Origin of the sequence: Streptomyces boluensis (assembly GCF_009908195.1) — a bacterium.
In the GTDB taxonomy this organism is placed as follows: domain Bacteria; phylum Actinomycetota; class Actinomycetes; order Streptomycetales; family Streptomycetaceae; genus Streptomyces; species Streptomyces boluensis.
In genome coordinates this window covers 1-11,828 of the sequence record NZ_JAAAHS010000242.1, presented here as the reverse complement: position 1 = coordinate 11,828, position 11,828 = coordinate 1, and the positions used below count along the sequence as shown (strand labels likewise).

The window sequence follows — 11,828 nt, the reverse complement described above, 5'->3', positions numbered from 1 at the left end:
CTGCGGTCCCCGCCGCCCTCCTCCGCCACCTGCGCGACCCAGCCGTACGGCAGCGCGCTGCCGTCGACGGTGACCGCCTCGACGGTGCGGGTCGCGGGGTCGATGTCGGCCTGCACGCCGTCCCCCTCGTACCGGGGGAAGCCGCTCGAGCCGGTCCTGCCGGTGTGCGTGACGGTGGCGGAGCGCAGGGCTCCGCCGTGCTCTGGATGGCCTTCCGCGTCGGCGAGCTGGGGCTTGAGGAGGACGGTGAACCGCTCCGGGATCGCGCTCATGCCCCGAGGCTAAGCCGCCGGGTCGGGCCGCGCCTGTCGTCGCCGTACCGCTGAATCGGACGCCCAGAGCTCGCCGCCGTCTACGGCGTGTGCCAGCGTGCAAGTCACGGCCCGCTCGGGCCGCTTGCCTCTGTGAACCGGTTCCCAGCGAGCGGAGAGCCCCATGCGCAAGGCCCGCGGATACGCCATCGACCTCGGCAGCGCGACGCTGCGGATCCTCGCCCGGCAGGGGCAGCGGGTGCTGCGCATGCCCACGGTCGCCGCGCTCGACTTCGAGGGCCGAATATGCGCGCGTGGTGCCGGAGCGCTCGCCCTGCAGGGCCGCCGCCCCGACATGCTGCGCCTGGTGCGCCCGGTGTCGCAGCGCTCCGTGGCCGACCCGCTGCTCGCCGCGCATCTGCTGCGCTCGGCGCTGCGCGAGCTCTCGGGGAACAGCAGGAGCAAGCACTTCGACTACGCCACGCTCTGCGTCCCGGACCGGATCAGCGGACTGCAGACCGACGCGCTGCTCGACGTGTGCGACAGCGCGGGCCTGCGCCGGGTCCGCCTGGTCGCCAAGTCCCTTGCCGCGGCGGCCGGTTCGGGCATACCGCTGGCCGAGCCCGCGGGCGCCCTGGTCGTCGACGTGGGCACCGAACGCACCTCGGCGGCGCTGCTCTCCTTCGGCGACGTGATCGTCGAGAGCAGCCTCGGGGTCGGCGGACAGAACTTCGACACGGGCCTGATACGGCTGATGCGGCACCGGTACGGGCTGCTGATCTGCCCGGCCGAGGCGGAGCGCACCAAGGTGCTGATCTCCCAGGCCGCGGCCGAGGGGGGCAGCTCGGTGCCGGTACGCGGACAGGACCTGCTGCGCGGACTGCCCGACACCCGCGACGTCCCCGTCGACGAGCTGGCCCGCGTCCCGCTCGCCACGTACGACGCGGTGGCCCGGCGGGTGCTCGCCCTGCTGTCCGACAGTCCGCCGAAGCTGGTCGAGGACGTGCACGACCGCGGCCTAGTGCTGTGCGGCGAGGGAGCCCGGCTGCACGGCCTCGCCGACCGGCTGCGGGAACGGCTGCACGTCCCCGTGCACGTACCGGACCAGCCGGGCGATGTGGGCGTGCGGGGCGCCTGGGACGTGCCCACGGTCTGAGAGCCCCGCCCCGACCGCTGCCCGGCAACGCGGGATCCCCTAGCCTGCCGGGATGCGATCAGCCGGGGGGCAAGGAGCGGGGACACGGCCGGGCGGGGCACACGGAGCGCCGTGGCAGCCCGACCGGCGGCAGTTGTTGCGGTGGGGCGCCGGGGCCGCGGGCGCGCTGGCCGTGGGCGGCGCGCTGTGGGGCGTCGATCGCGCCCTTGAGGAGGAGAAGCCACCGCTGCGCGAGGCGCTGTGGACGTACCCGGTGGTCGACTCCGACGGCATCGGGCGGTGCGCGCACCCGGTGACACACGCCGACGGTGTCCTCTATGTCCGTTCGGAGGAGAACGCCGTACTGCACGCGCTCGACGCGGCCTCCGGGCGCAGGCGTTGGCGCGTCCGGCTGTCCGGCTCGACGGCCGGGGAGCCTGCCGTCACCGAACGTGCCGTGTACACCGCGTCCGACGACGGTGCGGTGCACGCGCTGCGGCGTGCGGACGGCGGCAGGCTGTGGCGGGTACGGCCGGGCGGCCGGCTGCGCAAGGCCCTCCCGAGCACGGTGTGGACCAGCGGTTCCGTCGTCCTGGTGAGCATCACGCCCTGGTCCCACGAGGACGAATCGGACCCGGCGCCCCCTGAACTGCACGCCCTGGACGCCGCCGACGGGCGCACCCTGTGGCACACCGAGGCCACCCTGCTCTCGGTCCGCGACGGCCTCGCGTACGTGAACCCGCCCGACCTCGGCCTCGTCGCCCTCGACGTACGCACCGGCACGCCCCGCTGGACCGCGCCGGTGCGGAACTCGCTCGACCGCCGCACCCTCGACCTGTCCGGCGCGGGCCTGCTGTTCGGGCGGACCGACCCGGACGACACGGCGGTGACGGAACTGGTGGCGTACGACGCGCGCACCGGCGAGGTGCGCTGGACCGCTCCGACGACGTACTGGTCGCTGCCCGCCCTGGGCGGCGACACCCTGTACGTGATCGGCCCCGGCGAGACCCGGGACGACGCACGCCGGTTGCACGCCTACGACGCCGCTTCCGGCAGGCGCCGCTGGACGGTGGAGGCCCTCGCCACCTCACCGGGCGAGGAGATCCTGCTCTCCGCCGGCACCGAGGGCGTACGGCTGCTGCTGAGCGCGGACGGCGGTCTGGACGACGACCAGACGACGGTACGCGCACACGCCGCACGGGACGGCCGTGAACTCTGGTCGACGGAGCGCACGGACTCGTCGTACTCCCTCGTCACGACACCCGGGAACCGGCTCATGGTGGGCTACCTGTTCGACTGGTACGCCTACGACTCCCGTACGGGGAAGCCGCGTTGGCGCGTCAACACGGGCGAGGAGTCGGCGGCGGAGGCGCCGGTGGCGGCGGGCGGCCGGCTGTTCTGCGCCAACGACATGGGCGTGACGGCGGTCCGCGACTAGGACGTGCCTCGGGAATGCCCGCCGGGTCACGGCTGTTGGCGCTGACAGAGCAGCAGCAGCAGCGACAGTCACGGAGGCCGGGCATGCACGCGGACCAGGCGACCATCCGCAGGATCCTCACCGAGAGCGGCGACACCTGGGCCGTCGTCGGTCTCTCGTCGAACGAGGAGCGGGCCGCGTACGGGGTGGCGGAGGTGCTGCAGCGCTACGGGAAGCGGATCGTCCCCATCCACCCGAAGGCGGAGACGGTCCACGGCGAGCAGGGGTACGCCACGCTCGCGGACGTTCCGTTCCCCGTCGACGTGGTCGACGTGTTCGTGAACAGCACCCTCGCGGGCCCGGTCGCGGACGAGGCGGTCACGGCGGGCGCCAAGGCGGTCTGGTTCCAGTTGGACGTTGTCGACGAGGGTGCGTACGAACGGACCCGGGCGGCGGGCCTCGACATGGTGATGAACCGCTGCCCGGCCATCGAGATCCCGCGCCTGAGTTGATCCTGAGTTGATCATGACGCGGGCACGCCCAGGCCGTCGAGGACCACGGCGCCCGGCAGCTCCGCGAAGACCTTGCCGGGGACGATCAGCTTGCCGCGCCGCCGGCCGCTGCCGATCAGGACGTACGGCACGTCGACGACGGCGGCGTCCACCAGGAGCGGCCACGCGGCGGGCAGCCCGATCGGGGTGATGCCGCCGTACTCCATGCCGGTCTCGCCGGTGGCGGTGTCCATCGGGGCGAACGAGGCCTTGCGCGCGCCGAGTTGGCGGCGAACAGCGCCGTTCACGTCCACCCGGGTGCCGGAGAGCACGACGCAGGCGGCGAGGCTGGTCTCACCGCCGCGCTTGCCCGCGACGACCACGCAGTTCGCGGAGAGGTCGAGGAGTTCGGGGCCGTGGTGCTCGACGAAGACCGCGGTGTCGGCGATCTCCGGGTCGGTGTCGACGTACACGAACTCCTCGGCGGGCACGCTGCCCTGCCACTGCCGGACGGCTTCGGCGACGGGTGCGACCAGCTCGTCGAGGCAGTCGGGGGCGGGCCGGGCGTCGTCGAAGGAGCCGATGGGAGCGCGCATCCTCAGAACGTAACAGCGCGCCCGGAGCCCCCGCCGGGCCGTCTCACGTGACGGGCGGGATGGACACGGCCATGGTCATCTCGACCGGTACGTCACCGTCGTTGAGGTAGCTGTGCGGGACGTTCGACTCGAAGGTGGCCGAGCACCCGGCCGGTACGGCGTGGGTGACACCGTCCACCACGAGGCTCAGGTCGCCCGCGAAGACGTGCACCAGCTCGACGGTGCCGCGGGGGTGCGGGTCGGACTCGCTGCTCTCGCCGGGCATGATCCGCCAGGACCACAGTTCGAGGGGGCCGCGCTTCTCCGTGCCGACGAGCAGTTTGGTGTAACTCCCCGCGTCCGTCGCCCACATGCGGACGATCTGCTCCTCGGGGATGACGCGGACCTCCGCGCCCTGTTCGTAGTCGAGGAGCGTGGTGATGCTGACGCCGAGCGCGTCGGCGAGCTTGACCGTGGTGCCGACGCTGGGGTTGGTCCGCGCCTGCTCGATCTGGATGATCATGCCCCGGCTGACTCCTGCGCGGGCGGCGAGGGCGTCGAGCGTGAACCCGCGCTCACCGCGCCAGCGCTTGAGGTTGCGGGCGAGCGACTGGGTGAGCTGATCGAGGTCCGACACGTCCCGTCCATGGTCGAGTTGGCAGGTGGTCAAATATTCTGAATGACACAGTGCAATAAAGTGAACTACGGTGTGCTGCACTGAACCGTTCACCACACTGTACTGCGAGGCCGCTTCATGTCCGCACTCTTCGCCCTGGCCACCAGCCTGATGTGGGGCCTCGCCGACTTCGGCGGCGGGCTGCTGACGCGGCGCATGCCGGCCCTCACCGTGGTGGTCGCCTCGCAGTGCGTCGCGGTCGTCGTGCTCGGCGCGATCGTGGTCGCGACCGGCGCCTGGACCGAGTGGGGCCCGCAGTTGTGGTTCGCGGTCGCCGCGGGCGCGGTCGGCCCGGTCGCCATGCTCGCCTTCTACAAGGCGCTCGCGCTCGGCCCGATGGGCGTGATCTCGCCGCTCGGCTCCCTCGGCGTGATGGTCCCGGTCGGCGTGGGCCTGCTGCTCGGCGAGCGTCCAGGACTGCTCCAGTACGGCGGCATCGCGGTAGCCGTGGTCGGCGTACTGCTCGCGGGCGGACCGGAGTTCCGCGGCGCCGCCGTGCAGCGCCAGGCCGTCCTGCTCACCCTCGTCGCCGCCTTCGGGTTCGGCGCCGTGATGGCCCTGATCGCGGAGGCGTCCACGACGCTCACCGGACTGTTCCTCGCCCTCTTCGTGCAGCGGGTCACCAATGTGGTGGCGGGCGGCACCGCCCTTTACGTCTCGGTACGTCGCGGCGCTCCGACCCTGCCCGAGGAGGGCGGCCTGCGCACGGTCCTGTCCTCGCTGCCCGCACTCGCCTTCGTCGGCCTCGCCGATGTCGCCGCCAACGGCACCTACGCGCTGGCCGCCCGCACCGGCCCGGTCACCGTCGCGGCCGTACTCGCCTCGCTGTACCCCGTGGTCACGGCACTCGCCGCGCGCGGCGTCCTCAAGGAGCGGTTGCGCGGCGTCCAGGCCGCGGGCGCGGGCCTCGCGCTGCTCGGCACGGTCCTGCTCGCGGGCGGCTGAACCACCCGCTGTCCGGCGCCGGTCCGGCTACTGCCCGGCCGCCGGACTCTCCTCGGTCGCCACCGGTACGTCATCGGTCAACTCGGCCAGCGCGAGCAGCTGTTCGGGCGTGACACCCTCCGGGATCGGCACCGGCGCCGGGGTGCGCAGCGGCGGCTGCCAGCCGAGCTCGGGGTCCCAGGAACGCACGACCCGCGCGGGCGCCCCGGCCACCACCGCGTGGTCCGGCACCTCGCCCCGTACGACGGCGCCCGCGGCCACCACCACGTTCCGGCCGAGCCTGGCGCCGGGCAGGATCACGGCGTTGGTGCCGATCCAGCAGCCGGGGCCGATCTCCACCGGCTCCATCCGCGGCCACTGCTTGCCGACCGGGGTGTGCGGGTCGTCGTAACTGTGGTTGGTGGACGTGACGTAGACATGCGGGCCGAAGTAGCAGTCGTCGCCGATGGTCACCGAGGTGTCGGCGATGACATGGCTGCCGCGGCCAAGGACCACGCCGTCGCCGATGCGCAGGATCGGGTCGGGGCCTAGGTCGAGGTCGGGCATCAGACCCGCCGTGAGCGTGACCTGCTCGCCGATGATGCAGTGCGCGCCGAGCCTGATCCACGGTTCCCCGAAGACGGTGCCCTGCGGGAAGGCCAGCTTGGTGTTCTCACCGATGGCGCCGAAGCGGAGCCGGCCCGGCCGGTCCGCCGTGACCGCGCCCGTGCCCTGCACCCAGCGCCAGCCGGCGTGCACGGCGCGGGTGAGGGCGCGACGGCGCCACGCGGCGAGCGAGCCGCCCAATTCACCCGCGGATGAGAACGCGTTCTTGTTCTTCGGCACCCGCTCACGGTACTCAGCGGTGCCGCACCCGGCAGGGCCACGAGCTGTGATCTTCGCCCCACCCGGCGCGCGGGCCCGCGCGCGCGTCGCTTACGGTTCCGGTGAGGCGCGACCCCGGACACGAACAGCATCAGGAGACGCAATGGCAGAGCGGGCGTTGATCACAGGCGTCGGCGGCAGGGACCCCGAGGTGCACGAGGAGGCCTTCGCCGCACCCACCTCCGTCGTGATCGGTGACGTGACCCTCAAGGCCGGCGCCAGCGTCTGGTACCACGCGGTGCTCCGCGCCGACTGCGGCCCGATCGTCCTCGGCGCCGACAGCAACATCCAGGACAACTGCACCGTGCACGTCGACCCGGGCTTCCCGGTGACCATCGGCGACCGGGTCTCGGTCGGCCACAACGCCACGGTGCACGGCTGCACCATCGAGGACGACTGCCTGATCGGCATGGGCGCGACGGTCCTCAACGGCGCGGTGATCGGCGCCGGTTCACTCGTCGCCGCACAGGCGCTTGTGCCGCAGGGCCTCCAGGTGCCGCCCGGCTCACTCGTCGCGGGCGTACCCGCGAAGGTGAAGCGGCCGCTGACGGAGGAGGAGCGGGAAGGGCTCAAGCTCAACGCCGCGATGTACACGGAGCTGGCGAAGGCGCATCGCGCCGCGCACGGGGAGTAGGGCTTACGGAGGGCGGTCCGCACCGTCGCCTGCGGCACCGCAGATCGCCCTCCGGGCTCGTCCTCAAACTCCCCCAGCCTCCGGCCCGGAGGGCGGTCCGCACCGTCGCCTGCGGCACCGCAGATCGCCCTCCGGGCTCGTCCTCAAACTCCCCCAGCCTCCGGCCGGGAGGCGCCCCAGACGGGCTGATTTATGCCGCCTCGGGCTCCAGCGGCTGCTCCGCTTGATGCTTCGCCGCCCGTCGCTTGAGCACCAGCATCGACGTGAGGCCGACCGCCACCGCGAGTACGAGGCCCAGCCACGAGAAGCGCTTGAGCCAGGACTCGGCGACCACGCCCACGTAGTAGATGACGGCCGTCGTGCCGCCCGCCCAGACGATGCCGCCGAGCACGTTGGCCGTGGCGAACTTCCAGTACGGCATGCGCAGGACGCCCGCGAGCGGGCCCGCGAAGATCCGCAGCAGGGCCACGAAGCGGCCGAAGAAGACCGCCCACATGCCCCACTTCTCGAAGGACCGCTCGGCTGAGGCGACGTTGGCCTCGCTGAAGTGTTTGGGGAATCTGCGGCCGAGCCGGGCCAGGAGCGGCCTGCCGCCCTTGCGGCCGATCGCGTAGCCGATGGAGTCACCGATGATGGCGCCGCCGGTCGCGCAGGCGCCGAGCACCACCGGGTCGACCTCGCCGCTCTGGGAGGCGAGCAGCGCCGAACTGACGAGGATGATCTCGCCGGGGAGCGGGATACCCAGACTCTCCAGACCGATGACCACCCCCACCAGGACGTAGATGACCACCGCGGGAACGGTCTCGAGCCACTCCTGGACGTGCAACGCCGACTCCCTGCTCTCTCCTGGTGCCCTGCCGGAGGCGCCCCTCGGGCGCGCGCCGGGCGCAGCCTACTGGATCACGACCGACGGCCCGGCCGCGCACAAGGGTGCGCGGCCGGGCCGGAACCGGTTACGGGAAAGCGGCTGTTCAGCTGTTGGGACGGAGCGTCCAGATGACAGTCATCTCGGTGGTGACGGCACCGTCCTCGCGGGTGACGGCGACGGCCACGGGGAACTCGGGGCGCTTGCCCTCGTCGAGCTCCGCGAGCACGTCCGCGATCGGGCGGCCGAGGGTCGCGGTGGCGGTGACCGAGCCGGTGGCGATCTTCTTGAACGCGATGTCGGCGGTGACCGGCAGCGGCACGGCCCGCGACAGCTGGTCCCCGAAGGCGGCGAGCACGATCGCGCCGCTCGCCGACTCCCCGAGCGTGAAGATCGCGCCGGCGTGCGGGCCGCCGACGTGGTTGCGGTAGTCCGGGTTGTCGGGCAGGCGGAGCACCGCGCGCTCGGGCGTGGTCTCGGCGTACTCGAGGTTCAGGGTCCGGACCATCGGGACGGTGGCGGCGAGCATCTCGCCGATGGACATCTGGTCTGCGCTCATGAGCGCGATGTTACCCGTGAGTATCTTCCGGGCCGATACGGGAACCAGTGAGCTCCGTCACTCGCCGGACGCGCGCCCCTCGCGGGCGTCCGGCGGCATCCGCGTTGCCGGGCCCCAAGGGCGTTGAAAACGTCGGGACATGAACAAGCACCTCGTGCGCGCAGCACTGGTCAGCGCCTCTCTCGCGTCCCTCACCGTCGTCCCGTTCGCCGCGTCCGCCCAGGCGGCCGACGCCTGCTCCAGCCGGCACCTGGCGTACCTGAACGCCCAGGAGCGCCTCGACAAGGCCACCGCGGACCCGGCGGCGCGGCAGGCCGGCGAGCAACTGGCCGAGGCGCAGGCGCACTTCGACACCGTCGAGTAGGACCTGCAGAAGCGCCTGGCCGAGGCGGACCGTCCGCTGACCGACGTCGAGCACGACCGGCTGGTCGCGCCCTGGGAGGACGCCGTGACGCGGCTCGACAACACGCAGGACGCGGCCGGCAAGGCGGAGGCCGCGCAGGCGAAGAAGGTCGAGACGGCCACCAAGTCCGTGACGGGCGCCCGCGCGAAGCTCAAGACGCGCCTGCGGGCGGACAGCAAGAGCTGACCTACGGGAAGAGGGCCGCGGCTACCGGACGGAACCGGTGACCGCGGCCCTTCCGCGCGCTCAAGTGCCCGTGCCGGTACCCATGTCGAGGTGGGGGGCGATCCGGCGGCGCGAGGTGATCCCGAGCTTGGTGAAGATGTGCTCCATGTGCACGTCGATGGTGCGCTTGGACACCACGAGCCGTTCGCTGATCTCGCGGTTGGACAGTCCGGACACGGCGAGCTCCGCGACCTCGCGCTCGCGGGGCGTCAGGACCCGCGCGGCGCTCTGCGGCGGCTCCTCACGGGTCGCCCGCTCCACGGCGTCCTTGAGGGAGAGCGCCCGGCCGTCCTGCCAGCGGGCGTCGAAAGGCCCGTCGCCGAGCGCCGCGCGGGTGGCCCGCTCACTGTCCTGGTGCACTCTCTCGAGGACGTCGTTGCCGGTGAGCCTGCCGCCCATGCGCTCCCAGAGGGAGTCTGCGGCGCCGAGCAGCCACGCGGCGTCGTCGAACCGTTTCGCTGCGGCGGAGACCCACGCCATGAGTTCCAGATTGTGCGCGGCTCCGGTGACGTCGTCGCTGCGCTGCTCCACCCGCAGCGCAGCCCGGCTGCGGGCCGCGCTCGCCGCGAGGTCGCCGCGTACGAAGTGACAGAGCGCCAGTGCGTACGAGAACGCGGCGTGGTGCCATCCCTCCTCGTCCGGGGCGCAACTGCCCATCGCCCGCAGGCCGTTCTCGCCCCGGCTGAGCGCGGTGTCGAGGTCCTGGGCGATGAAGTGGTTCAACGCGTCCTGCATCCGCAGCAGATGCAGGCCCGAGGCGTCGCGCGCGGTGAGGAGCAGGTCCTCACCCTCGACGGCGGCCTTGTCCGACTCGTCGAACAGCCCGGAGACCGCGGCCGCGAGCTGGAAGAACAGGCGCGCCCGGCCGGCGACTAAGGGGTCCTCGACCTGCCCGGCGAGGGCGAGCCCCTCCCGGGTGAGCCGCAGCCCTGCAGGGTCCCCCTGGATGCTCGCCAGATAGCCGTCGAGCCCAAGCGCGGCCCCCCGCCGCACCGGTGTCACGGCGCTGTGCGCGGCGAGCGCGGCACACCAGTAACGCCCTTCTGTATAGAGGCCGTTGATGTGCCAGTACATCCACAGCCCGTGCACGAGCCGGTCCGCCTCGTCCAGGTGGCCGTCGGCCAGCGCGTTCTCCAGGGCGCACCGGATGTCGGCGTGCTGCCGCCGCAGCGCGACGAGGCGTCCGGCCTGCCCCGGCGCGGTGAAGGTCCGGTCGAAATCGGCGGCCACGCGCGCGTAGTGCTGGAAATGGGCGGTACGCAGCCGCTGTTCCTCACCCCGTTCACGCAGCCGCTCGGAGCCGAACTCGCGCAGGGTGTCCAGCATCCGGTACCAGCCGCCCGCCGACGCGTCCGCGTACTGGACCACCGACCTCTCGACCAGGCCGACCAGCGCCTCCACCACCTCGTCCTCGGACATCTCCGCGTCGGCGCACACCCGCACCGCCGCGTCGAGGCCGAAGACTCCGGCGAACCGGGAGAGCCGGGCCCAGAGGTGCTGTTCCAGGGGCGTGCACAGCTCGTGGCTCCAGTCGAGGGAGGCGTGGAGCGTCTGGTGGCGCGGCTCGACGCCCAGCGGGTGCACGTCCAGGAGCCGGAAGCGCCGGGCCAGTTGACGGTCAAGGGTGTCGAGGGGCAGGGCCCGCAGGCGTACGGCGGCGAGCTCCAGGGCCAGCGGCATCCCGTCGAGCCGCCGGCAGAGCCCGGCCACCCGCTCGCGGTTGCTGTCGTCCACCACGAAGCCCTTGGCGGCGTCGGCGGCGCGCTGGGCGAAGAGTTCGAGCGCGTCGGCGGCCGACAGGGGCGGCACGACGTAGGTGCGCTCGCCCGGTACGTTCACGGGCTGTCGGCTGGTCGCCAGGATCCGTACCCGTGGGGCCTCGCTCAACAGCCGTGCCACGAAGGCCGCGCAGCTCTCCGTGACGCGTTCACAGGTGTCGAGGACAAGCAGCAGTTGCCGCTCGCGCAGATGACCGACGACGGCGTCCGCGGCGGAGCGCGCCTCGCCGTCGCGGAGTCCGAGGGCGGTGGCGACGCTGTGGGGCAGCAGCTCCTCCTCGACCAGACCGGAGAGTTCGACGACACAGGCCCCGTCGTCGAAACGTTTCGCCACCCGGTCCGCGATCCGTTCGGCGAGCCGGGTCTTGCCGATACCGCCCGGCCCGACCAGCGTCACCAGGCGCGCGTGGGCCATCGTGTCGCCCACCTCCGCCAGTTCCGCGTCCCGGCCCACGAAAGAAGTGACAGCCACGGGTGTCCGCTCCGGACCCCGGGCTCCCTGGGAGCCGCCCACCTGACCTCCGCCCACTCACAACTGCCCACGCGAAACCGGGACATGTCGGGCCGACCCTAATGCGCCGACCAGCACTGATCCGGCAGAACGGGGAGAACGCCACCCGCACTGGTGAAACGTTCCGGCACGGGAGCGCGGCAACCGCCCTCCCGGCAGGAATACGTATACGTATCCGAGCCCTGAAAATGATCACTTGCGCCTTTTCCGGGCATATTGACCTGCGCAAGGGCGTGCGGGGACGCGCAGGGGCGTGCCGGCACGTGACGAGGAAGCGCACCGAAGTCGGTGGAGAGGGGTACCGCAGTGAACCCAGGGCTCGACCGGCGGGAACGGTTGCGCCGCCGGCTCAAGCAGGACCTCCTGCGGAACGGGCCGGTCCGCGTCGGCCCCGTCCGGTACGGCACCCCCACCCGGCGGCGCGCCCCGAGACCACGCCCCGGCCGACACCACCCGACCCGGCCAGGAGAAGGACAACCCGTGCTCGTCTGCGCAGCCG

At 72.5% G+C, this 11,828-nt stretch carries 14 protein-coding genes; 7 read left to right on the top strand and 7 right to left on the bottom strand.

Annotated features, from left to right (window positions below; all coding sequences use genetic code 11):
* Window positions 1-272, bottom strand: a 272-nt coding sequence (locus GUY60_RS25475; RefSeq protein ID WP_161701788.1) for a hypothetical protein, incomplete at its 3' end; no start/stop codon positions are given.
* A gap of 163 nt (window positions 273-435) precedes the next feature.
* Between GUY60_RS25475 and GUY60_RS25470 the strand changes: the two genes are divergently transcribed.
* The 3 genes from GUY60_RS25470 to GUY60_RS25460 all read left to right on the top strand — a co-directional run bounded on the left by GUY60_RS25470 (window position 436) and on the right by GUY60_RS25460 (window position 3,315).
* A complete protein-coding gene (locus tag GUY60_RS25470) occupies window positions 436-1,407 on the top strand; it encodes a rod shape-determining protein (protein WP_161701786.1) in 972 nt (323 codons plus the stop codon).
* A 52-nt stretch (window positions 1,408-1,459) separates the two neighbouring features.
* A complete protein-coding gene (locus GUY60_RS25465; protein WP_161701784.1) occupies window positions 1,460-2,824 on the top strand; it encodes a PQQ-like beta-propeller repeat protein in 1,365 nt (454 codons plus the stop codon).
* 83 nt (window positions 2,825-2,907) lie between these two features.
* Entirely contained in the window at window positions 2,908-3,315 is a 408-nt protein-coding gene (locus GUY60_RS25460; RefSeq protein ID WP_161701782.1) for a CoA-binding protein, read from the top strand.
* 11 nt (window positions 3,316-3,326) lie between these two features.
* Here GUY60_RS25460 and GUY60_RS25455 read toward each other — a convergent pair whose 3' ends face one another.
* Together GUY60_RS25455 and GUY60_RS25450 are read right to left on the bottom strand one after the other, a co-directional pair.
* Window positions 3,327-3,890: a YbaK/EbsC family protein gene (locus GUY60_RS25455; RefSeq protein ID WP_161701780.1), complete on the bottom strand. Its 564-nt coding sequence runs from the start codon at window positions 3,888-3,890 to the stop codon at window positions 3,327-3,329.
* 43 nt (window positions 3,891-3,933) lie between these two features.
* The gene (locus GUY60_RS25450; RefSeq protein WP_161701779.1) at window positions 3,934-4,506 is read right to left on the bottom strand and encodes a helix-turn-helix domain-containing protein; all 573 of its coding nucleotides are present in this window, start codon (window positions 4,504-4,506) and stop codon (window positions 3,934-3,936) included.
* A 117-nt stretch (window positions 4,507-4,623) separates the two neighbouring features.
* Between GUY60_RS25450 and GUY60_RS25445 the strand changes: the two genes are divergently transcribed.
* Window positions 4,624-5,490: a DMT family transporter gene (locus GUY60_RS25445; RefSeq protein WP_161701777.1), complete on the top strand. Its 867-nt coding sequence runs from the start codon at window positions 4,624-4,626 to the stop codon at window positions 5,488-5,490.
* Between the two features lie 27 nt (window positions 5,491-5,517).
* Here the strand turns inward: GUY60_RS25445 and GUY60_RS25440 are convergent, their stop codons facing one another.
* Window positions 5,518-6,315 (bottom strand): acyltransferase, encoded by a 798-nt coding sequence (locus GUY60_RS25440; RefSeq protein WP_161701776.1) that lies wholly within the window; start codon window positions 6,313-6,315, stop codon window positions 5,518-5,520.
* Window positions 6,316-6,457: 142 nt separating this feature from the next.
* On the opposite strand from GUY60_RS25440, the gene GUY60_RS25435 reads away from it, so the two are divergent.
* On the top strand, window positions 6,458-6,988 hold the full coding sequence (locus GUY60_RS25435; protein ID WP_161701774.1) for a gamma carbonic anhydrase family protein: 531 nt from the start codon (window positions 6,458-6,460) through the stop codon (window positions 6,986-6,988).
* 190 nt (window positions 6,989-7,178) lie between these two features.
* Here the strand turns inward: GUY60_RS25435 and GUY60_RS25430 are convergent, their stop codons facing one another.
* Complete coding sequence (locus GUY60_RS25430) at window positions 7,179-7,814, bottom strand: DedA family protein (protein WP_161701772.1); 636 nt, start codon at window positions 7,812-7,814, stop codon at window positions 7,179-7,181.
* 145 nt (window positions 7,815-7,959) lie between these two features.
* Complete coding sequence (locus GUY60_RS25425) at window positions 7,960-8,397, bottom strand: DUF4442 domain-containing protein (RefSeq protein WP_161701790.1); 438 nt, start codon at window positions 8,395-8,397, stop codon at window positions 7,960-7,962.
* Window positions 8,398-8,551: 154 nt separating this feature from the next.
* On the opposite strand from GUY60_RS25425, the gene GUY60_RS25420 reads away from it, so the two are divergent.
* The gene (locus GUY60_RS25420; protein WP_161701770.1) at window positions 8,552-8,776 is read left to right on the top strand and encodes a hypothetical protein; all 225 of its coding nucleotides are present in this window, start codon (window positions 8,552-8,554) and stop codon (window positions 8,774-8,776) included.
* 84 nt (window positions 8,777-8,860) lie between these two features.
* Entirely contained in the window at window positions 8,861-9,001 is a 141-nt protein-coding gene (locus GUY60_RS25415) for a hypothetical protein (protein ID WP_161701768.1), read from the top strand.
* A gap of 60 nt (window positions 9,002-9,061) precedes the next feature.
* Here the strand turns inward: GUY60_RS25415 and GUY60_RS25410 are convergent, their stop codons facing one another.
* Window positions 9,062-11,290, bottom strand: a complete 2,229-nt coding sequence (locus GUY60_RS25410; protein WP_161701766.1) for a helix-turn-helix transcriptional regulator — start codon at window positions 11,288-11,290, stop codon at window positions 9,062-9,064.
* Window positions 11,291-11,828 lie beyond the last annotated feature (538 nt).

Excerpts from the sequence above, each read along its gene's own strand:
- GUY60_RS25455 (WP_161701780.1), bottom strand. The coding sequence starts at position 3,890 with ATGCGCGCTCCCATCGGCTCCTTCGACGACGCCCGGCCCGCCCCCGAC.
- GUY60_RS25460 (WP_161701782.1), top strand. The coding sequence starts at position 2,908 with ATGCACGCGGACCAGGCGACCATCCGCAGGATCCTCACCGAGAGCGGC.
- GUY60_RS25470 (WP_161701786.1), top strand. The coding sequence starts at position 436 with ATGCGCAAGGCCCGCGGATACGCCATCGACCTCGGCAGCGCGACGCTG.
- GUY60_RS25425 (WP_161701790.1), bottom strand. The coding sequence starts at position 8,397 with ATGTCCATCGGCGAGATGCTCGCCGCCACCGTCCCGATGGTCCGGACC.
- GUY60_RS25465 (WP_161701784.1), top strand. The coding sequence starts at position 1,460 with ATGCGATCAGCCGGGGGGCAAGGAGCGGGGACACGGCCGGGCGGGGCA.
- GUY60_RS25445 (WP_161701777.1), top strand. The coding sequence starts at position 4,624 with ATGTCCGCACTCTTCGCCCTGGCCACCAGCCTGATGTGGGGCCTCGCC.
- GUY60_RS25420 (WP_161701770.1), top strand. The coding sequence starts at position 8,552 with ATGAACAAGCACCTCGTGCGCGCAGCACTGGTCAGCGCCTCTCTCGCG.
- GUY60_RS25435 (WP_161701774.1), top strand. The coding sequence starts at position 6,458 with ATGGCAGAGCGGGCGTTGATCACAGGCGTCGGCGGCAGGGACCCCGAG.